The sequence below is a fragment of the Salinimicrobium catena genome (genome assembly GCF_900102915.1).
Taxonomy (GTDB): Bacteria; Bacteroidota; Bacteroidia; order Flavobacteriales; family Flavobacteriaceae; genus Salinimicrobium; species Salinimicrobium catena.
In genome coordinates this window covers 14,649-34,780 of record NZ_FNGG01000005.1, presented here as the reverse complement: position 1 = coordinate 34,780, position 20,132 = coordinate 14,649, and the positions used below count along the sequence as shown (strand labels likewise).

General features: G+C 44.3%; 15 protein-coding genes. 7 read left to right on the top strand and 8 right to left on the bottom strand.

Features of this window, described 5'->3' with window-relative positions:
* Positions 1-51 precede the first annotated feature (51 nt).
* The 4 genes from BLS64_RS10850 to BLS64_RS10835 form a co-directional block, all read right to left on the bottom strand.
* Positions 52-1,317, bottom strand: coding sequence for a DUF819 family protein (locus tag BLS64_RS10850; RefSeq protein ID WP_093113641.1), 1,266 nt, complete (start codon positions 1,315-1,317; stop codon positions 52-54).
* Between the two features lie 61 nt (positions 1,318-1,378).
* A complete protein-coding gene (locus BLS64_RS10845; RefSeq protein WP_093113642.1) occupies positions 1,379-2,191 on the bottom strand; it encodes an HAD family hydrolase in 813 nt (270 codons plus the stop codon).
* Positions 2,191-3,123: an alpha/beta hydrolase family protein gene (locus BLS64_RS10840; RefSeq protein WP_093113643.1), complete on the bottom strand. Its 933-nt coding sequence runs from the start codon at positions 3,121-3,123 to the stop codon at positions 2,191-2,193. Before BLS64_RS10840 ends, BLS64_RS10845 begins: the two co-directional genes overlap by 1 nt.
* On the bottom strand, positions 3,113-3,616 hold the full coding sequence (locus BLS64_RS10835) for a hypothetical protein (RefSeq protein WP_093113644.1): 504 nt from the start codon (positions 3,614-3,616) through the stop codon (positions 3,113-3,115). The genes BLS64_RS10840 and BLS64_RS10835 overlap by 11 nt, the downstream gene beginning before the upstream one ends.
* Before the next feature lie 118 nt (positions 3,617-3,734).
* Here BLS64_RS10835 and BLS64_RS10830 point away from each other — a divergent pair, with 118 nt between their 5' ends.
* Positions 3,735-4,514, top strand: a complete 780-nt coding sequence (locus BLS64_RS10830) for a S1/P1 nuclease (RefSeq protein ID WP_093113645.1) — start codon at positions 3,735-3,737, stop codon at positions 4,512-4,514.
* Positions 4,515-4,693: 179 nt separating this feature from the next.
* Entirely contained in the window at positions 4,694-6,889 is a 2,196-nt protein-coding gene (locus BLS64_RS10825; RefSeq protein WP_093113646.1) for a tetratricopeptide repeat-containing hybrid sensor histidine kinase/response regulator, read from the top strand.
* A 115-nt stretch (positions 6,890-7,004) separates the two neighbouring features.
* Here BLS64_RS10825 and htpG read toward each other — a convergent pair whose 3' ends face one another.
* Positions 7,005-8,888: a molecular chaperone HtpG gene (gene htpG, locus BLS64_RS10820; protein ID WP_093113647.1), complete on the bottom strand. Its 1,884-nt coding sequence runs from the start codon at positions 8,886-8,888 to the stop codon at positions 7,005-7,007.
* 196 nt (positions 8,889-9,084) lie between these two features.
* Here htpG and BLS64_RS10815 point away from each other — a divergent pair, with 196 nt between their 5' ends.
* From BLS64_RS10815 to BLS64_RS10805, 3 genes are all read left to right on the top strand, one after another.
* A complete protein-coding gene (locus BLS64_RS10815; protein WP_093113648.1) occupies positions 9,085-9,753 on the top strand; it encodes a TetR family transcriptional regulator C-terminal domain-containing protein in 669 nt (222 codons plus the stop codon).
* 72 nt (positions 9,754-9,825) lie between these two features.
* Positions 9,826-11,133, top strand: a complete 1,308-nt coding sequence (locus BLS64_RS10810; protein ID WP_093113649.1) for an ABC1 kinase family protein — start codon at positions 9,826-9,828, stop codon at positions 11,131-11,133.
* A 181-nt stretch (positions 11,134-11,314) separates the two neighbouring features.
* Positions 11,315-11,842 carry an EF-hand domain-containing protein gene (locus tag BLS64_RS10805; protein WP_093113650.1) on the top strand — a complete coding sequence of 176 codons (528 nt, stop codon included), beginning with the start codon at positions 11,315-11,317 and terminating at the stop codon, positions 11,840-11,842.
* Between the two features lie 52 nt (positions 11,843-11,894).
* On the opposite strand, the gene BLS64_RS10800 is transcribed toward BLS64_RS10805, so the two are convergent.
* A complete protein-coding gene (locus BLS64_RS10800) occupies positions 11,895-14,357 on the bottom strand; it encodes a S9 family peptidase (protein WP_093113678.1) in 2,463 nt (820 codons plus the stop codon).
* Positions 14,358-14,488: 131 nt separating this feature from the next.
* On the opposite strand from BLS64_RS10800, the gene BLS64_RS10795 reads away from it, so the two are divergent.
* A complete protein-coding gene (locus BLS64_RS10795; RefSeq protein ID WP_093113651.1) occupies positions 14,489-15,499 on the top strand; it encodes a 3-oxoacyl-ACP synthase III family protein in 1,011 nt (336 codons plus the stop codon).
* A gap of 92 nt (positions 15,500-15,591) precedes the next feature.
* Here the strand turns inward: BLS64_RS10795 and BLS64_RS10790 are convergent, their stop codons facing one another.
* Positions 15,592-17,946, bottom strand: coding sequence for a TonB-dependent receptor domain-containing protein (locus tag BLS64_RS10790; protein WP_093113652.1), 2,355 nt, complete (start codon positions 17,944-17,946; stop codon positions 15,592-15,594).
* Between the two features lie 368 nt (positions 17,947-18,314).
* Between BLS64_RS10790 and BLS64_RS10780 the strand changes: the two genes are divergently transcribed.
* On the top strand, positions 18,315-18,680 hold the full coding sequence (locus BLS64_RS10780; protein ID WP_093113679.1) for a CoA-binding protein: 366 nt from the start codon (positions 18,315-18,317) through the stop codon (positions 18,678-18,680).
* On the opposite strand, the gene BLS64_RS10775 is transcribed toward BLS64_RS10780, so the two are convergent.
* Positions 18,657-20,114 carry a sodium:solute symporter gene (locus BLS64_RS10775; protein WP_093113654.1) on the bottom strand — a complete coding sequence of 486 codons (1,458 nt, stop codon included), beginning with the start codon at positions 20,112-20,114 and terminating at the stop codon, positions 18,657-18,659. The genes BLS64_RS10780 and BLS64_RS10775 overlap by 24 nt on opposite strands.
* Positions 20,115-20,132 lie beyond the last annotated feature (18 nt).

Below are 20,132 nucleotides of genomic sequence, written 5' to 3'. Positions count from 1 at the left end.
CGTGTTAAGATGAATTTGGTCGTAAATATTGTAAAAAAGATTCTTTTTTGACTATCCGGCAGAGGCCATTTGCATAAGTATGGTACTTAATATTGCACCATAAGTTCCCACTACATAACCGAACACGGCCAGTAACACTCCTACTGTTGCAAGTGACGGATGGAAAGCGGCGGCTACAACCGGTGCAGAGGCGGCCCCTCCAACGTTCGCCTGGCTTCCTACGGCCAGGAAGAAATATGGAGCTTTGATCAGCTTCGCTACCAGGATGAGAAGGCCTGCGTGAATAGACATCCAAACCAAACCTATGGCGATAAGTCCGGGATTGTCAAAGACCATGGTAAGGTCCATTTTCATACCGATCGTAGCCACCAAAAAGTAGATGAACACACTTCCTATTTTGCTGGCGCCCGCACCTTCATATTCTTTGGCTTTGGTAAAAGAAAGAAGGATCCCCACGGCAGTGGCGATGGTGATCATCCAGAAAAAGGAGGATGAAAAGGATGATAGTGCCGATTTACTGTCGTTAACCGCTTCAAAGTTTGATGCCAGCCATTCTGAAATTCCATTGGCGCCCCAATGTGCAAGTCCAACCGCCCCAAAGGCAATTGCCAGCATTATGATAAGGTCTGCCAGGGAAGGATTCCTGGTGACACTTTCGGCATAAGCAGTTACCTTATGCTTTAATTGGGTGATGGCAGAATTATCTGCCCGCAACCATCTGTCTATCCCTTCGGTTTTCCCGATACCCATCAGGAGGATCGCCATCCAGATATTGGCAACCACGATATCAACAAGTACCATTCCGCCGTAAAGATCCGGATTGTATTCGAAGATCTCCAGCATGGCAGCCTGGTTCGCACCACCACCAATCCAGCTTCCTGCAAGGGTGGCAAGTCCGCGCCAAACGGCATCGGGGCCTACACCGCCAACGGTTTCAGGAGAAAAGATAGAGATCAAAAGTATGGCTAAGGGTCCGCCTATGATTATCCCAATAGTTCCTGTAAAGAACATGATGAGAGCTTTGGGGCCCAGGTTAAAAATGGCTTTCAGGTCAATGCTTAAGGTCATCAATACCAAAGAGGCAGGCAGCATATACCTGCTGGCGACAAAATACAACTGCGAGGTTTCATCTGAGATGAGGTTGAGCGAGTTGAGGATGGCCGGAATAAGGTAGCACATCAATAAGGCAGGAACTACCTTATAGAACTTATACCAAAAACCTGTTTTTTTAGAGGATGTCAGGAAAACGAAACCAAGCGCAAGCATCAAAAGACCTAATACGATGGCATCATTTGTAAAAATGGGGGGATTGTCCATAGCTTATTTTGTAAGGACGGCAAAGTACAATTTTTTAAGAAAATTTTAAAGCTTTCACCGGCTAAGAAAGTCCGAAAAGTTTTTGCAGGCTAATGGCCACCCCGTCTTCTTTTCCATGATGGGTGATTTCATTGGCGATCTCCAGGATCTCGGGCTTGGCATTGCCCACAGCCACACCTCTGCCCACAGCGTGTAGCATTTCGTAGTCGTTGTAATTGTCACCAAAAGCCACACAATCTTCCAGTTGAAGGTGAAAATGCCGTTCCAGAAGTATCTTAATCGCCGTTAATTTGGAAACCTTTCTGTTGGCTATTTCAAGATAGGTGTCTTTGGAGCGGTAGAGGTGAAGTTCGTTCTTAAAGTTACGGCTAAGGTGATCTGTGATGCAGTCAATATATTCTTTTTCTCCCATGCACATGATCTTGTGAGCCCCCTTATTTTCTTCCTTCCATTTTGCAATGACCTCTGCATTTGATAATACTTCTGGGCTGACCCGGGTGTTGTTCTCTTCCCTTTCAGCCCAGCGGTCCATCTTAGGAACGTACCATTCTTCGGCATTGTAAAGACTCAGGTGACAATTGAGATTAGCATTAAAGTCGTGCAGATTTTCGATTATTGGGACCGGGATCTCTGTGGAGCCCACTACCTGGTTGTCGACCAGTATTAGTCCGCCGTTGTAGCAAATAAGCGGTTGATGAGAAATGTGCAGGTCGTGTTGCAGGTGCCGCATAGCCTGGGGCATCCTGGAGGAGATCAATACCACCGGCACCTTTTTTTGCAGTTGCTGAAAGACTTCCTTTGTTAATTCTGAAAGTTTACGGTCCTTGTTCAGCAGGGTGCCGTCAATGTCGGTAAAGATAATTTTATAAGGCATTACAGGGAATTAATGAAATTGGTAATTACCGGAACCAGTTCCGGATGCAGCGGCAGGCCGGCATCATTGTAAGATTTTGAATTTTCGAGATCATCTCCTTCGATCTTTCTGAACACGTGGTTCATCTTTTCCAGGATGACCAATTCGGCTTCGGGTTTGGACTTTTTCAGGTGTTCTGCCTGTTCTTCCTGCACCTGCAGGTCATTGGAGCCATTGATCAGGAGAACCGGGATGTCTAGTTCCTGGATCTCCTTTTGAGGATCATATTGCATCCAGGACAAAATAAAAGGCTGTACCGAAGGTCTGAATACCATCTCCAGCATTGGGTTATAATTCCTGCTGCTTCCGGTTTCCCGCATATCCTTAAAGCTTTGCTGCACATTCTCTTTTAGGCCGGGCATTTGTCCGGCTATCTGATCAACAATGATGGAGTCAATAGGGTAAGCTGCTCCGGCTATAGAGATAAAAGCGTCGGCCTTGTCTTTTGCTGCGATCATCCCCACCAGGGAACCCTGGCTGTGTCCTAAAACGCTGATATTTTTATAGGCATCAGCATTCTTAAAATGGTCTAAAGCTGTAGAAACATCGGTGATAAAATCATCAAAACGAATATCTTCTTCTTTAATACCCAGTCTTCTCATTTGCAGGATTCGCTTGTCAAAACGATAGGTGGCGATCCCGGCTTCGGCGAGTTCGGTTGTTAACTTTTTAAAAGCATCGTTCTTCATGAAAGATTGGTTTCCGTTGCGGTCAACAGGCCCCGATCCCTGTACCAGGATCACCAGCGGCGGTTTCTCCACATCATTTGGAAACGTCAGAGTGCCTTTGATGTATTTGTTAAGGTCAAGTTCTTCTGAAGTGAATGCAGGCTGCTGGGCTACAACAACAGTAGACAGAAGAAAAAGGAAAGCGATTAAAGATCTAGTTTTCATGATCTGATTCGGGTATAGGTTGAAAATATCTTTTTAAAATGTCTTTTGCCGCTGCCGGACGCTGGGTTCCTATCAGGAATTTCCTGTCTTTATGGGTTACTATCTGTATTCCGTTTCTTCCGTAGATAAAATAGGCCTTCCAGTCGCGGCCAATCCCTCTAAGGCCCCAGCCGCCAAATTCTGAAGAATCATACTTTCTTAGGTAGCACTTTTTGATCTCCTTCCAGGAAAAATGTTTTTTGGTAAAACCAAAGGGTTTGAACCAAACGGTAACCCCTTCCTGGTCGATACGGGTTTCGAGCCGCAAATATAGCAGGCCCAGCACAATTGGAAAAGTAATGGCAAGGCTAATAACCGAAACGGCAAGGGCAGTGCCTTCTTCTGCATTAAGTGTGGCGTAATAAGCTGTGCCAATTACAATGACAATGATGGCGAGGATCAACATAGAAAGCCACCACCGGTTAATGAACTGTTTTTCCTGGAAGATCTTCATAAATCATTTGGTTTGTCTTAAAGTTACAAATTTCGGCCGAAGAATTTGGGCAAGGTTCTTGCCTGTATAAAAATGCAGGGGCGTTTTTATATCTTTGCCCTTTAAACACATACTACACATGAAAAAAATTTTATTGATCGCTGCTCTTGTTTTTTCTTCCATATCCTTTGCTTCTGAAGGAGACTGGGGTAGAACCGGCCACCGGGCTACCGGCGAAGTAGCTGAAGAATATCTTTCTAAAAAAGCAAAACAACAAATAAAGGAACTTTTGAACGGGCAGAGCCTGGCTTTTGTCTCTACTTATGGAGATGACATTAAAAGTGATCCTCAATATCGTAAATATGGACCCTGGCATTATGTAAACCTTGATGAGGGGCAAACTGAATATTCGAAAGAAGAAGCCAATCCCAAAGGTGATCTTGTGCAGGCTATAAAAACCAGTATTACTGTTTTAAAAGACCCGAAAGCTTCTAAAGAAGACAAGGCCTTTTATCTTAAAATGCTGGTTCATTTCATGGGAGACCTTCACCAGCCTATGCACACAGGTAGAGGAGAAGATAAAGGCGGGAACGATATACAGGTAAGATGGTTCGGTAAGGGGTCTAACCTGCACAGAGTCTGGGACAGTGAAATGATCAACGATTTCCAGATGAGCTTCACCGAACTTGCAGAAAGTACAGATGAACTTACAGCCAAAGAAATAAAACAAATTAGATCGGGCTCTATTTTGGACTGGATGTATGAATCAAAAGAATTGAGCAAAAAGCTATATGATTCCGTAGAAACAGGAGAAAAATTAGGTTATGAATACATGTATGAGTGGTTTCCTGTAGCTCATGACCAGATCCAAAAAGGCGGAATTCGCTTGGCTAAGGTACTGAATGATATCTTCGGATAATTTAAACACAAAAGGTGTAAAGATCCCGGACTAAAAAGGTCCGGGATTTTTTTTGCTAAACTTTTACAGAATGTAAAGCTTTGTGCTTATTATTGCACTTTTGGTTTTTATGTTGTATAATTCGTTAAAAATAAATAATTTGCAGGGCCCTGCAGTTATAGAAACTTAACCTAAATAATTTGAGAAATAATTACTTTCTGAGTGTTATTGGCTTTCTACTGTGTCTTTCCCTGTATCCCCAAACTACATTAAAGGCTTATAAAGACAGCATTCAGCAGCTAAAAAAAGCTGCCAATGAAGCTTATGATACCTACGATTATAATAAATCTATAGAATATTCGCTGGATATCATCAAACTGGCGGCCCCAAAGAATGATTACTATAATCTTCAAAAGGGGTACAATTTTTTGGGGGTTGCCTATGAAGTTTTAAAAGATACTTCGAGGGCACGGGAGAATTATGAGAAAGCTCTTCGTTATGCTGAACTGACTAAAAATGATACGCTCTTATTAGGTTCATATAATAATCTCGGAAATATACTTTCCTCCAATCCGGAAACCATAGAGCAAGGGCTGGATTATTATGAGAGGGCGATAGAAATAGCATCAAAATCCCTCTCATTAAAAGATGCCATTACTCCTGTAGTTAATATTGCCTGGACACATTTAGAGAATGGTGAGCATTCCAAAGCCTCACCATTTTTGAAAAAAGCGTGGCAATTAAGTAGCCAAGAATCAGATAAAAGTCTCCAAAGTAACCTTTTGACGCTTATGGGAATGTACTATTCGGGAATTGATGAGTTTGCTGATTCCAGAGAACATTTCCGCCAGTCAATTGAAATGGCGAAAAAGGATTCTTTATTAGTAGAAGCTTCCTTCGCATATGAGGAGTACTCTAAAATGCTAGTGAAGAATGGTCTTTTTGAGGAGGCATATTCCGCTCTTAAAGAACATCAGGAGTATGAAGAGTTGCTATTCCAAAAGGAAAAGAATCACCAGAGGGAAGTTGTCTACGGAAGATTCCAAACTGAAGAGTATAAAAAAGACCTTGCTGCTGCCCAACGGGAACAACAATATAAAGATGAGGTACTGGCCAAGACCAGACAGATCACGTTAATTATGATCTTTTCTCTCGCCGGATTGTTTCTTTTTCTCATCTTCCTTTTCAGGAACAATAGAATTCGCAAAAAACTGATAGGAGAGTTGCGCGAAAAGAACGACGAGCTTACCGCTGCCAAAGAAGAAGCCGAACGGCTGTCCCTGCTGAAAACCCGCTTCTTTTCAACCGTTAGCCATGAGCTAAGGACCCCTCTTTATGGGGTAGTGGGTCTTACCTCCCTGTTGCTGGAAGAAAATGAGAACGAAAAACAAAAAGAAGATCTTAAATCTCTTAAATTCTCCGCAGATTATCTTCTGGCCCTTATTAATGATGTGCTCCAGATGAATAAGATGGAGTCAAATCTGGTTCATCTGGAAAACGGAAATTTTGATATGCAGGAGCTGTTCAAAGGCATCGTAAAATCTTTTGAAACCACCCGAAATCATAACAACAACAGCATAGAACTGCAGATAGACGAAAATATTCCTCGCAGCCTTATCGGAGATTCCATGCGTCTTTCGCAGGTAATGATGAACCTGGTAGGAAATGCGGTGAAATTCACCCAAAACGGAAAGGTGTGGATCAAAGCTCAACTCAAAGACTGTGGAGAAAGAGGTTGTGTGATACAGTTCGAGGTAGGGGATACCGGTCCCGGGATTCCCAAAAACAAGCAACAGGAGATCTTCGAGGAATTTTCCCAGCTTCAGTCCAATAACTACAATTACCAGGGAACGGGTCTTGGCCTGCCTATCGTGAAAAAACTGTTGCAGCTTTTTGGCTCAGAGATCCACCTGGAAAGTGAAGAGGGTAAAGGATCTGTCTTTAGTTTTGAGATAGAATTTGAGAAAGGCAATGAAGAGGTCCATACTCCTGTGAAGAAAGTTACTGGAGAGTTCATTGATCAGCAGGTGAAGAGAGCCCTGATCGTAGACGACAATCGTATTAACCAGGTGGTGACCCGCAGGATATTGGAGCAACGGGATTTTGAATGCCTTGTAGCCGGAAGCGGGGAAGAAGCCCTTGCCATCCTTAAAACAGAATCCTTGGATGTGGTACTTATGGATGTGAACATGCCGGGAATGAACGGAATGGAGACTACACAGGAGGTGAGGAAGTTCAATCCTAACATTCCTATTATCGCCCTAACTGCTGTTGAAGTGGGAGAGATGCGCGAGGAGATCCTTAGCGCCGGGATGAACGATATCATCAACAAGCCTTACAACATTCCTGAATTCTTCAGCACCATCTTCAGGAATCTGTTACAGCCGGTAGCTTAAAAATTCAAAATTCAATATTTAAGATTCAATATTAAGGACCTGTACTAAGTTTACACCATAAAAAAACCGCTTTCCTTTCCAGGTAAAGCGGTTTTCTATTGTATTAGAGAAACTTCTATTTCACCATTTCAAAGCTTCGCTTGATAAAGGCGGTAAGCTCTTCGCCTTTTAGAAGGTTTTGAGACAGTTTGGCAAGATCCAGCGACTGCTTGATCAAACGCTCCTGTTTCTTGGCTGTTTTGGTGTTCAGGATCTCAGAGATCAACTCGTGGTTGGTGTTCACCACCAGGTTGTACATCTCTGGCATGTTGCCCATTCCAAACATTCCGCCGCCGGTTTGCTGCATCTCCTTCATTCTTCTCATGAACTCAGGCTGCGTGATGATCAATGGCGCAGCGTTGCTGTCCATGGCTTCCAGCTGGATGCTGTATTTTTCCTTTGGGATCACCTTTTCAAAATCTTCTTTCAGCTTCTCTTTTTCTTCATCAGAAAGTTTGGAGATCTTTTCTTCATCTTTTTTGATTAGGTTGTCTACGTGATCTGAATCTACCCGTACAAAAGAGATCTTCTCTTTAGAAGTTTCCAGTTTTTGTAACAGGTGAGAAACGATAGGAGTGTCCAAAAGAAGCACCTCGTAACCCTTGTCTTTTGCCGCTTCAATGTAGCTGTGCTGCTCATCTTTGTTTGACGCGTAAAGGATCACTTTGTTGCCATCCTTGTCTGTCTGGTTCTCTTTGATCTTTTCTTCGAACTCCTCAAAAGTGAAGTATTTATCATCTACCGTTGGATACAGGGCAAAAGCCTGGGCCTTCTCGAAGAATTTCTCTTCGGTAAGCATTCCGTATTCAATAACGATCTTGATGTCGTTCCATTTTTTCTCGAAATCTTCCCTGTTGTTGTTGAAGAGCGTCTTCAGCTTATCAGCTACCTTACGGGTGATGTAGCTGGAGATCTTCTTTACGGCACCGTCTGCCTGCAGGTAAGACCTGGAAACGTTCAGCGGAATATCAGGAGAATCGATCACCCCGCGCAACATGGTAAGGAATTCGGGGACGATGCCTTCTACATTATCGGTCACGAAAACCTGGTTCTGGTAAAGCTGTATCTTATCCTTTTGGATGTTCATATCCTGTGACATCTTTGGGAAGTAAAGGATCCCGGTAAGGTTAAAAGGATAATCTACGTTTAGGTGAATGTGGAATAACGGTTCCTCGAACTGCATAGGGTATAGTTCCCTGTAGAACTCATTGTAATCTTTGTCCTCAAGGTCTGTTGGCTGCTTGGTCCAGGCAGGATTGGTGTTGTTGATGATGTTGTCAACCGTCTTGGTTTCCGGCTTGGCATCTTCGGGAGCGTCTTCGGGTAACTCGATGGTTTCCTCTTTAGTCCCGAACTTGATAGGTATAGGCATGAACTTGTTATACTTTACAAGCAGCTGCTCTATCCTGTTCTCTTCAAGGAATTCCTTATCATCTTCATTGATATGAAGAATAATGTCTGTTCCGTGTTCTTTTTTATCGGCTTCTTCAAGGGTGAATTCTGTAGTTCCTTCACAAACCCAGTGAGCGGCAGGCTCATCCTTGTATGACTTGGTGATGATCTCTACTTTGTTGGCCACCATGAATGCCGAGTAGAACCCAAGACCAAAGTGTCCTATGATCCCGCTGTCTTTGGCAGTGTCTTTATATTTTTCAAGGAATTCTTCAGCTCCCGAAAAAGCCACCTGGTTGATGTATTTTTCAACCTCTTCCTTGGTCATTCCGATTCCCTGGTCAGAGATCCTAAGTTGTTTTTTCTCTTTGTCGATGGATACCTCAATGACAGGATTTCCGTATTCCACAGAAGCTTCTCCAATGCTGGTGAGGTGTTTTAGTTTTAAGGTCGCGTCGGTCGCGTTTGAGATCAACTCCCTTAGAAAGATCTCATGATCACTGTAGAGAAACTTCTTTATTAGAGGAAAAATGTTTTCTACAGATACATTAATGTTTCCGGTTGCCATATAATTTGATGTTTAGATACTATTAAAATTGTTCAGCCACCAAAAGGCAAAAAAAGTACCAAGGAAACTTCGCTGACAAACTGACATAAATTGTAATGATAAAGAGTTTTTTCCGTCTAAACAGGAGCATGAGGCTGGCTGACAGTGTTTTGCATCATTTTTGAATGTAACTAGCTGAATCAAAACCACAAACGGAATGGCCACTACTAAGAAAACTACTAAAAAGGAGAAGCTTACCCGGGAAAGGCTGATCGCCCTTTACATGGATCAGGTCCTCGAAACGGGTACGACTCCAAAGAACATCTATAAATTCACAAAAGATAATAACCTAAAGGAGGAGGATTTCTATTCTTTTTTCGGAAGTTTTGCAGCCCTCCAAAAAGGTGTTTGGGAGCGCTTTTTTGAACATACGACTGAAGTGATGCAAAAAAGCGAAGAATATTCGGGCTTTTCGGCTAGAGAAAAGTTACTGACATTTTACTATACATTTTTCGAGATCCTGTCTGCTAACAGGAGCTATGTCCTCTTTAGCCTGAAACAGGAGAAAGGAGCGCTAAAAAAACTGCAGCAATTGACCGGGTTGCGAAAAAGAGTAAAAGAGTTTTCCCGCGACCTTATCAGGGAAAGCAGGTTTGCAGAAGAGGAGAGGACCATAAAAACTCCCGGATCTGCTTTTGCTGAAGCTACCTGGCTACAGTTGCTGTTTCTGTTGAAGTTCTGGATGGATGATAGTTCCCTGCAGTTCGAAAAAACAGATGTGGCGATAGAGAAATCGGTAAACACGGTCTTTGACCTGTTTGATACGACAGCTTTAGAACGGGTGCTGGACTTTGGCAAGTTTATCTGGAAAGAAAAAATGGCCTGATCCATCCCCGTTAATTACCCGCAGTTAGAAGACCCCTACTGTTCTGCTGCGGGTTTTTTCTGAAAAAAATCTATGAAGACAATTGATAAGATACCTACCGGAAAACTGGGCCGCACCGGTAAAATGTTGCAAACAGGCCTGAAGGTGGGAGGCAACTACCTGAAATATTACAGCAAAAAAGCGGTAAATCCTGAAGCTTCCCTCGAGGAGCTGCACCAGAGCAATGCAGATGATATCTACAATGGTTTGAAAAGCCTTAAAGGCAGTGCGCTCAAGCTGGCGCAAATGCTCTCTATGGAAAAGAACCTGTTGCCGGGCGCGTATGTGGAGAAATTCAGCCTGGCACAATTCAGCGTACCGCCGCTATCTGCTCCCCTGGTTAGAAAGACCTTTAAAAAATATCATGGCGTATATCCAGAAGACCTGTTCGATTCCTTTTCCAGGGAGTCGGTCAATGCGGCGAGCATTGGTCAGGTGCACAAAGCGACAAAAGACGGAAAAGAGCTGGCTGTAAAGATACAGTATCCCGGCGTGGCCGAAAGCATTAGCTCAGACCTCGCAATGGTAAAGCCCATAGCCCTCAAAATGTTTAACCTGAAGGCAAAGGATTCTGAAAAGTTCTTCAGGGAAGTGGAAGGGAAGCTGCTGGAGGAGACCGACTATCTGCTGGAAGTGAAACAGAGCAAAGAAATTTCCGAAGCCTGCGAAGTGATTCCGAATATGTATTTTCCGAAGTATTACGAGGAGCTTTCCAGCGAAAAGATCATCACCATGGATTGGATGCATGGCCGGCACCTAAGTGATTTTGCCAAAACTAATAAGGACAAAAAGGCTGCTGACAAAATAGGACAGACGCTTTGGGATTTTTATCTGTTCCAGATCCATGGCTTAAAAGCTGTGCATGCCGATCCGCACCCCGGGAATTTCCTGGTAGACGAGGAAAACAACCTAATTGCTATAGATTTCGGATGCATTAAAAGATTGCCTGAGGAATTCTATCAACCTTACTTTGAGTTGACCAAAAAGGAAAATTTTGAAGATCCCGAATTACTGAAGTCCAGGTTACATGATCTGGAGATCCTTCAAAGTTCGGATTCAGAAGCAGAGGAAAATTATTTTACACAGCTGTACTATCAAATGCTGAGTTTGTTTTCCCGTCCATTGAACACCGAAAAATTCGATTTTTCAGACCCGGCATTTCTGGCAGAGATCGCCGCTCTAAGCGAACGTTATGGGAAGGATCCAGGGCTAAGGAAAATGAACACCAACCGTGGCAGTGAACATTTTATATACATCAGCCGTACCTTTATGGGGCTTTATATGTTGCTGCACGAATTGGGGGCGACAGTTGATACCGGGGCGTTTAGAAAGTATTTGTAAGGTTGCTTTGGAGTTCTCCTTCTTTTAGGGGGTAAAATGTTAGTTTATCTTTAAATCTGATAATCAGGCTGTTAATTATCATAAATGACTTAATTTCAGGTGTTTGTAGTGTTATATTAAAATAGGTTCGGAATGGATTCCGGATCATGGAAAGAAATGTCGAACTTAAAAATCAAACACTATGAAAACTTTAAGCTTTAGCCTGTTTTTCTTGTTTACCACCGCCATATTCGCCCAGGATTTTGACACTTATGATGAGAACAATGACGGGGTTTGGGATGAAAATGAGTTTGCAGAAACCAACGATGAAGACTATGACCTGTGGGATACAGATAGCGACGGATTGATCGACGATGATGAATTCAATGAAACTACCTTCAGAACAACCGACAGAGATCGAGATGAACGCATTAACGAAAATGAGTGGAACGAAGGTTCAGAAAGAATGTACAGTATTTATACCGGTACCTACGATTTTGATGACTTTGACACGAATAGAGATGATGCCATAGACAATGATGAATGGAATGAAGGTTTTGCCGAAAACAATGATTGGTTTGATGCCTATGACCGCAATCGTGACGGCAGCCTTGATAATGATGAGTGGAACAGCGGTCTCTTTAACGATTGGGATGATGACGGTGACGGTTTCCTTGATGAGGAAGAGTATACTGTCAACGAATCCTTTTACGAAAGAGATGATTACTAATAGGTGAAAGAAATAGGAATGAAAAAGCCCGCATTTGCGGGCTTTTCTGTTTTTAATTCTGAAGCTGGGGAGTAGCGTTTTCTGAAACTTCCTCCTCCGGGTCCTTGTTCTTTACGTATTTTTCCAGCCACTGGTCCTGCTCCCACAGCACGTGCAGCACAGATTCCTTTGCTCTGTACCCGTGGCTTTCTTTGGGCAGCATAACCAGCCTCGCTGTCGCTCCAAGTCCTTTAAGAGCGTTAAAATAGCGCTCGCTTTGCATAGGATAAGTTCCGGAGTTGTTATCGGCTTCTCCATGGATCAGCAATAAGGGCTCGTCCATTTTTTCTGCGTGCATGAAAGGCGACATGGTGTAATATACTTCAGGCGCTTCCCAGTAGTTGCGTTCTTCGCTTTGAAATCCGAACGGAGTAAGCGTACGGTTGTAAGCCCCGCTTCTCGCGATTCCGGCTGCAAAAAGATCGGAGTGTGATAGCAGGTTCGCCACCATAAAGGCCCCGTAACTGTGTCCTCCAACCGCTACCCGGTTTCTGTCAATGTAACCCATTTCGTCTACCGCGTCTATGGCTGCTTTGGCATTGGCCACCAACTGGTCCCTGAAGCTGTCGTTTGGTTCGGTTTCACCTTCACCTACAATAGGGAAAGAAGTGTCGTCAAGCACTACATAACCTTTGGTCACCCAGTAGATGGGAGAGCCATAATAGGGGTAGGTAAATTCATTTGGATTGGAAGTGTTCTGAGAGGCGCTGTTCTTGTCTTTGTATTCTCGCGGATAAGCCCACATGATCATCGGCGCTTTCTCCTTCTTCTCCTTATCATATCCTACCGGAAGATAAAGAGTGGCATTCAGTTCCAGGCCGTCTTCACGTTCATAGGTGATCACTTCCTTGTGTACTCCCTGCAGTGCCTTGAACGGATTTTCAAAGTCGGTGACCTGCGTAAGGCTGTTCTTCTTGTTGAGGTTCCTGATGTAATAATTAGGATATTCTACCGGAGATTCAATGCGAACCAGGATCTTTCCTTTTTTCATGTCGATAGCCTCTACCAGAGTTTCCTTCTTATCTGTATAGGAAGACTGGTAAAGACGATCTTTCTTTTGTGTTTTCAGGTTGATCTTGTCCACAAAAGGAAATTGACCTTCTTCGCTATAACCTGCACCCATTAAAAAGGCGTTTTGGCCTTCAAGGGTTAGCACAGAAGTTCCGAACTTATTCTTGTGTGTCACGAAATCTCCGGGATCGCTGTAAACGTCCTGGTAATTTCTGTCGAACAGCACCTTGGCTTCTTTGGAAGGATTAGAGGGGTCAAAAACATAAGTTCTGGTATTCCTCGTGTTCCACCAGTAATCCCGTGCAATGGCAGTATTGTCATCACCCCAGATAATACCGGCGTAACGATCTTTGGTCTTTAAAACTGATTTTCCGTCTCCTTTAAAAGGTGCTTCAAGCAGGAACACTTCATCTCGAAAAGGTACTTCTACTTCGGGATCTCCTTTGTCAAGTGCCATTGCATACACAAGGGTAGCCGGCTTGTCGCTGCGCCACTGCATATCTCTTTTTCCTTCTCTCTCGGCCATGAAGCCCTGCGGCAAGACTTCGGTCAATGGCACTTCGAGCACCTTGCTTACCAGGTTTCCGGCTTTGTCATAAACAATGCTTTCAGAAGGGAACCTGTAATAAGGCACCAGGTAAGAAAAAGGTCTTTTTATGGTAGTGACCATCACGTAGTTTCCGTCAGGTGAAAAAGAGATCTGCCTGTACATGTCGGCCGGTTTCCATTCAGAAGAAGAGCCGTCAAGGGAAACTTTTACCAGTTTTGACTTTGCCAGCTGCTCAAAATTATGCTCATCATTCGGGTTTTGTAAAAGGTCCTGGTAAGTCCGGTTCTGGGCCTTTTCCCCGTCGCTTGTTGAAATGGTCGGTCCTGAGGGAACTGCAGTTTTTGTGTCAATAAGTTCCTTTCGGTCATCGGGAAGCATTTTTACCAGTAAGGCTTTTCCGTCTTCAAACCAATCGGCCGGATTGCCAAGATTCGCATTGAGATTAGCCCCGGTAAGTTTCTTTGCCTGCCTGGAGGCAATATCCATTACCCACAGTTCCACCCCTTTTGTAGTAGTATGTGTAAAGGCCATCTTGCTTTCATCTGGTGACCAGTTGAAGTTTGAAAGCCGGGCAGCTTCCGGAAGGCCGGTAACCGGTTGAGGCTGATCTCCATCTATGGACTTCAGCTTAATGTTGTTGTAGTAGTTGGTGCGGCTGCCAATGTTGGTAGCGGGATTGATACGAAGGCCGCCAAGACGCAATTCTTCTTCACTGAGTTCCGCGATAGATTTGTAAGGGTCGCGGTAAAGAAAGATCACTGTTTCCCCCTTGCTGTCCACGAGGGTGGATGGGGCGGGGCTCACGTCTACCAGTTCCAGGATCTCGTTGGAAGGTTTCTGGTAAGTAAGTTTTTCCTGGGCCAGCATGCTGGCCGTGATAAAAAGACTTAGAAAGTAAAAAGAGAGTTGTTTCATAGGAAGAAATTTAAAAGAGTATTTCATACATTAATAAATCCAAAAAGTTAATCTTTCTTATATTGCGCCGGCAATTTTTATTAATTGCTTAAATTAAGAGAAATATTTTATCAGATCCTAAATAATAATAAATGTATCAGTCAAAAATAGCAGGTCTTGGTAGTTATGTGCCGGAAAATGTGGTGACTAATGACGACCTTGCCAAATTAATGGACACAAATGACGAGTGGATCCAGGAGAGAACCGGGATTAAAGAGCGCCGTCATATTAAGAAAGGAGACGGCAATACCACCGCTACTATGGGGGTGAAAGCCGCGAAGATCGCCATTGAAAGAGCCGGAATTTCTAAAGACGATATTGACCTTATCGTTTTTGCCACCCTAAGTCCGGATTATTATTTCCCTGGAGGAGGGGTACAGGTGCAGGATATGCTGGATATCAATACCTGCCCGGCACTTGATGTAAGAAACCAGTGCAGTGGCTTTATCTACGCCCTGTCTGTGGCCGATCAATACATCAAGACCGGCATGTACCAGAATGTGCTTGTGATTGGAAGTGAGAACCACAGCGGGGGATTGGATTTTACCACCCGCGGAAGAGGGGTTTCTGTCATCTTCGGGGATGGGGCAGGAGCTGCCGTAGTTACCCGCAGTGACCATAACGGGCAGGGAATTCTTTCAACCCATTTGCATTCCGAAGGAAAACACGCGCTTGAGCTTTCCCTGAAGGGACCAAGCACTTTGCACTGGGTGCCAGAGATCATTGCTGAAAATCCGCAGGGAGATGACATTCCTTACTATCCCTACATGAACGGGCAGTTCGTGTTCAAGAACGCGGTAGTACGTTTTTCTGAAGTGATCATGGAAGGACTGCAGGCAAACGGTCTTGATGTGAAGGATATCGACATGCTTATTCCGCATCAGGCCAACCTGAGGATCTCGCAGTTCATTCAGCAGAAATTCAAATTAAGCGATGACCAGGTGTACAACAATATTCAGAAGTATGGTAATACCACCGCAGCTTCCATTCCTATTGCCTTAACCGAGGCCTGGGAAAATGGAAAGATCAAAGAGGGTGACACCGTAGTGCTTGCTGCCTTTGGTAGCGGCTTTACCTGGGCCAGCGCCATCATGAAATGGTAATAATTACTCGGAATTTTATCCGGATAAAGTCATATAAACAAAAAACCGCAACGACTTTCGTTGCGGTTTTTTTTGGCTAATCAAACAAAGGTTTAGAACATTCCGCCATTGGCAGTATTGTCGTCACGTTGTTTTCTTTGAAGGGCTTTGTTCTTGCCGCCGCCAAACCTGTAGGAGAATCCTGCGTATACGGTCTGAGTGTCGGGCATGAAACTTCCTTCCTGTGGAAGAGGCCTGGTGGTACTGATGTCCTGGCTCATGGTGTCAAAAATGTCATTCACATTCAGGCTTATTGATGCCCTGTCTTCCCAGAAGCTGTACCTGGCACCGGCATTGAAGAAGTAAGAATCTTCTATGTCAAACTGCAAAGTTGAATGAGGACTGTTGTACATTCCGAAGAGCTGTAATCTAAACCGGTCTGTCACCTTGAAGGTATTGTTGACCTGGATCCTGTAATTCGTGTTCTCATCCTCGATATACTCTGTGCCAATGAATCCAGAAAGGGTTTGGCTGTACAGATTGAAGCTGGCGTTAAGGTCCCAGAACCGGTAAGGGTTAAGGTTCGCTGAAAATTCAAGACCGTAAAGATCATTGTCTCCGACGTTGGCAAAGGTGAGGATGATGTTCTCTTCATCCTGCGGATCGATGGCCATTGTCTGGATAATATCATCTGTGGTCCTGCGGTAGAATACCCCGGCGGTGAGGGAATTCCTTCCAAACTTACGGGTGTAGTTCAACTCATAGGAGTTGGTGAACTCTGGCTGTAATTCAGGATTTCCCACTATGGTAAGTCGGGGAGTGGAGAACTGTCGAACAGGATTCACCTGCCCAAAAGATGGCCTGTCTACCCTGCGGCTGTAACTTACCTGGAAGGAGTTCTTTTCTCCGGGTACATAGGTCACGAACGCTGAAGGGTATAAAGTCAGATAATCATCTTCATAGATCACCGCTTCCTCTTCAATGGCTTCCACATTATAATTTTCAAGTCTTGCACCCACCTGGTAGGCCCATTTACCAAAGTCCTGTCCAAAAGTAGAATAGAAGGAGTAGATGTTCCTGTGGTAATCGTACAGGGTCGAATTGATGAACTCATTGGTGGATTCATAGTCATTCCTGATCCTTAACAACCTCGCTTCTGCACCCAGTTCCAGTTTGCTCTTTTCAGACAGAGGATTTACGTAATCAAGGTTGGCAATCGTGTTAAACCTGTCTTTTACCAGGTCATCCTGGTAGGGAGACGCAACTGCGTTGCCGGCATAAGAATAGAATGCTTCTTCTTCATTGGTGTACTCGTTGTAATCTACTTCAAATCCCAGGTTGTGGCCCTCTTTCTCAAAATCATGGAGAAACACGAAATTATAGGTAGAAGAGATATTTTCCTGGTCTGTATCAAAAAGCTGGGAATAATTTCTATCCGGCTCATTTGGGTATCTTACGTCAACAGTACCGTCAAAATCTTCGTAGAACTTGTTCTGCCTGGTAAAAAAAGAAAGGGTATTGCGCTCGTTCAGGTAGAAGTCCACCCCAAATTTTCCAAGATAACTTCTGTTCCCAAATAACAGGTCGTGGTATTCTCCCGAGCCATCTGTGAGGTTTACAATATGCCCGTCCAGGAGGTTCTTACGGTCGTTGGCGCCAAGGTTGGTGTAAAAGTTGAACTTTCCCTCACGATAGTTCATGTTTAGGGAGCCGTTCCAACTGGTGCGTTCGCCAATGGTTACCCCTCCGCTCACGTCGCCGTTAAAGCCAAGGTTGGTATTCTTGTGCAGTACGATGTTGATGATCCCGCTCATTCCTTCCGGGTCATATTTCGCGGAAGGATTCGTGATCAATTCGATCTTTTTGATAGAGGTGGAAGGGATGGTCTTCAGCAAAGTGGCGGCATCCATGTTTGAAGGTTTTCCGTCTACCAGGACCTTCACGTTCTGGCTTCCCCTAAGAGCGATGTTGCCGTCCTGGTCAACGCTCACCGAAGGGATGTTGTTCATGATGTCTGAGGCTGTAGGTCCCTGGGTGGTGAGGTCTTTCCCTACGTTGATGATCTTGCGGTCAATACGCTGTTCAATGGTCGATCTTTCTGCCACCACGGTCACATCATCCAGTTGTGCCACATCGGCTTCCAGGAAGATCTCTCCCAATTGAAAGTCCTTCTTTCTGTCCGAAATGACCACTTCTTCGGTGTAGGTTTTGTAACCCATGAACTGTACCTGGAAAGTGTATGTCCCTTCTTTCAGTTTTTCAAGGCTGAAGGTACCGTCTTCAGAACTTACTGTTCCGGTGACGATATCACCTTCCGCATTCTTTACACTGATGGAGGCATAGGGGATAGGCTCCTGAAATTGCTGGTCCATGACCACTCCGGTCACGCTGCCTAAAATGGCAGGATCGGTATTGTTTCCGAAAACTGAGGCCGATACTAAGGCGAAAATTAGAATTAAACTCTTCATTTTTTGATTGATTTATGATGATTAATGTAATGCAAGTTACTTGGTAAAGCATACTTCTGAAGCAATAGAGGTTCCAAAAATGCTGCTTTATCCTAAAGACGATCAAAAAGGAACGGCGTTACAGGCTTTTCCATTAATTACTGAAAAACTTGTTTTTAACAGTACCTTGTATAACAATAGACTGTTCAAAACAGATTTTGTTACACCAAAAAAGAAAAAACCCACACAAAAATTGCGTGGGTTTAACATCAGAGCTCTTTTAACACTAACCATCATGTACTTATAGAGACCCCAATGCGGGAAATATTTCTTACCTTAAGAGACGAGGAAATGTTATATTCGTTACAGTTTTTTAAAAAATGTTTAAAATGGAGGATAAGAAGACGCTGGTTATAGGAGCATCAACAAACAGGGGCAGGTATTCAAATATTGCGATCAACAGGTTGAGGTCGCACGATGTACCAACTGTAGCTATAGGGCTTAGAGGAGGGGAAGTTTCCGGAGTGCAGATAGAGACCGAAAAAGTACCTTTCCAGGATATAGGTACGGTCACCCTTTACATCGGTCCGGCAAGACAGCCCCAGTATTACGATTATATCATCTCGCTGAAGCCCCAAAGAGTGATCTTCAATCCGGGTACAGAAAATCCTGAATTTTATAAGCTTCTGAAGGAAAATGGCATCGAGAGCGAAGTGGCCTGTACCCTCATCTTACTTGCGACGGATCAATACTAATCCCAGGAAAGTGATCGCCCCGTTGAGGATGAGCAGTTCGTAATTGAACTGGTAGCCTCCCAGGTATTCCGCAGGAATATTGCCGATGATATAGGTGATGGTAACAGAAAGTACCGCTACCAGCCACACCCATTTGTCCTTTATCTTCATCTTGGTGAAGATCCCAAAGCTGAACAGCCCTAACAGGGGTCCATACGTGTAGGTCGCGGCCTTGAGCAGCAGATCGATCACGCTGCTGTCAAGCAAATACTTGAAGGCAATGATCACGGCCACAAGCAAAACGCTTATCCCTATATGAACCCGCTGTCTTAACCCTTTTTGATGGGAAACCTCCCGTCGTTCGATATCCAGGAAATCCACGCAAAAACTTGTAGTGAGAGAAGTAAGAGCACTGTCCGCACTGGAATAAGCCGCGGCAATAAGTCCCAGGATAAAGATCACGCCAAGTCCTATTCCCATATTTCCGTTTAGGGCAACCTCGGGAAAAAGCAGGTCTGTTTTCTCTTTTCCGTCAAGCATGGGTACTGCAATTCCGCTTTGTTCCGCATAAACAAAGAGCAGGGCTCCCAGGAACAGGAACAATAAATTCACAGGAACAAATACCAGGCTGTATGACATCACGTTCTTTTGCGCGTCCTTCAGGTTCTTACAGGTAAGGTTCTTTTGCATCATGTCCTGGTCCAACCCCGTCATACAGATGGTGATGAACATTCCGCCAAAAAAGGCTTTCACAAAATGGTCTTTGTCCAGGAAACTGTCGGTAAAGAAAGTTTTGGTGTATGGCTGCAATTCCTGCGCAGTAAAGAAATCAGAAAAGCTCCAGTTGAGTTCCTGGGCCACGAAATATACAGCAACGGCAACCGAGCCCAGCATGAACAGGGTTTGTAGAGTGTCGGTCCACACGATGGTCTTGATCCCTGCCCTGTTGGTATAGAGCCAGATGAGCAAAATTGAGATGGTCACGGTCACCACGAAAGGCACGTTCCAGGCTTCAAAAACAAAGTATTGCAGCACGGTGGCCACCAAAAACAGCCTGAATGAAGCTCCCAATACCCTTGATATGAAGAAAAAGAAGGCTCCTGTACGATAGCTCACAAACCCGAAGCGCTGCTTCAGGTACTCATAGATCGAGGTGACATTAAGACTGTAATAGATGGGCAGCAATATGTATGTGATCACTAGGTAGCCCGCCAGGTAACCTATCACCACCTGCATATAGCTGAACTGAGAATCGCGCACCCAGCCCGGTACCGAAATAAAAGTCACTCCAGAGAGCGAAGCTCCCACCATTCCGAAGGCCACTATATACCACGGACTCTCCTTATTGGCTTTGAAAAAGGTCTCGTTGCTGGAATTTCGGCTGGTGAAATAGGATATGATCAGAAGTACGCCAAAATAGGCTGCTACCAACAATAGTATCTGGAGGGGCTGCATAGTTGAAATTTTACCGGG

Excerpts from the sequence above, each read along its gene's own strand:
- BLS64_RS10810 (WP_093113649.1), top strand. The coding sequence starts at position 9,826 with ATGAAGACAATTGATAAGATACCTACCGGAAAACTGGGCCGCACCGGT.
- BLS64_RS10795 (WP_093113651.1), top strand. The coding sequence starts at position 14,489 with ATGTATCAGTCAAAAATAGCAGGTCTTGGTAGTTATGTGCCGGAAAAT.
- BLS64_RS10775 (WP_093113654.1), bottom strand. The coding sequence starts at position 20,114 with ATGCAGCCCCTCCAGATACTATTGTTGGTAGCAGCCTATTTTGGCGTA.
- BLS64_RS10815 (WP_093113648.1), top strand. The coding sequence starts at position 9,085 with ATGGCCACTACTAAGAAAACTACTAAAAAGGAGAAGCTTACCCGGGAA.
- BLS64_RS10800 (WP_093113678.1), bottom strand. The coding sequence starts at position 14,357 with ATGAAACAACTCTCTTTTTACTTTCTAAGTCTTTTTATCACGGCCAGC.
- htpG (WP_093113647.1), bottom strand. The coding sequence starts at position 8,888 with ATGGCAACCGGAAACATTAATGTATCTGTAGAAAACATTTTTCCTCTA.
- BLS64_RS10840 (WP_093113643.1), bottom strand. The coding sequence starts at position 3,123 with ATGAAAACTAGATCTTTAATCGCTTTCCTTTTTCTTCTGTCTACTGTT.
- BLS64_RS10850 (WP_093113641.1), bottom strand. The coding sequence starts at position 1,317 with ATGGACAATCCCCCCATTTTTACAAATGATGCCATCGTATTAGGTCTT.
- BLS64_RS10780 (WP_093113679.1), top strand. The coding sequence starts at position 18,315 with ATGGAGGATAAGAAGACGCTGGTTATAGGAGCATCAACAAACAGGGGC.
- BLS64_RS10830 (WP_093113645.1), top strand. The coding sequence starts at position 3,735 with ATGAAAAAAATTTTATTGATCGCTGCTCTTGTTTTTTCTTCCATATCC.
- BLS64_RS10835 (WP_093113644.1), bottom strand. The coding sequence starts at position 3,616 with ATGAAGATCTTCCAGGAAAAACAGTTCATTAACCGGTGGTGGCTTTCT.
- BLS64_RS10845 (WP_093113642.1), bottom strand. The coding sequence starts at position 2,191 with ATGCCTTATAAAATTATCTTTACCGACATTGACGGCACCCTGCTGAAC.
- BLS64_RS10790 (WP_093113652.1), bottom strand. The coding sequence starts at position 17,946 with ATGAAGAGTTTAATTCTAATTTTCGCCTTAGTATCGGCCTCAGTTTTC.
- BLS64_RS10805 (WP_093113650.1), top strand. The coding sequence starts at position 11,315 with ATGAAAACTTTAAGCTTTAGCCTGTTTTTCTTGTTTACCACCGCCATA.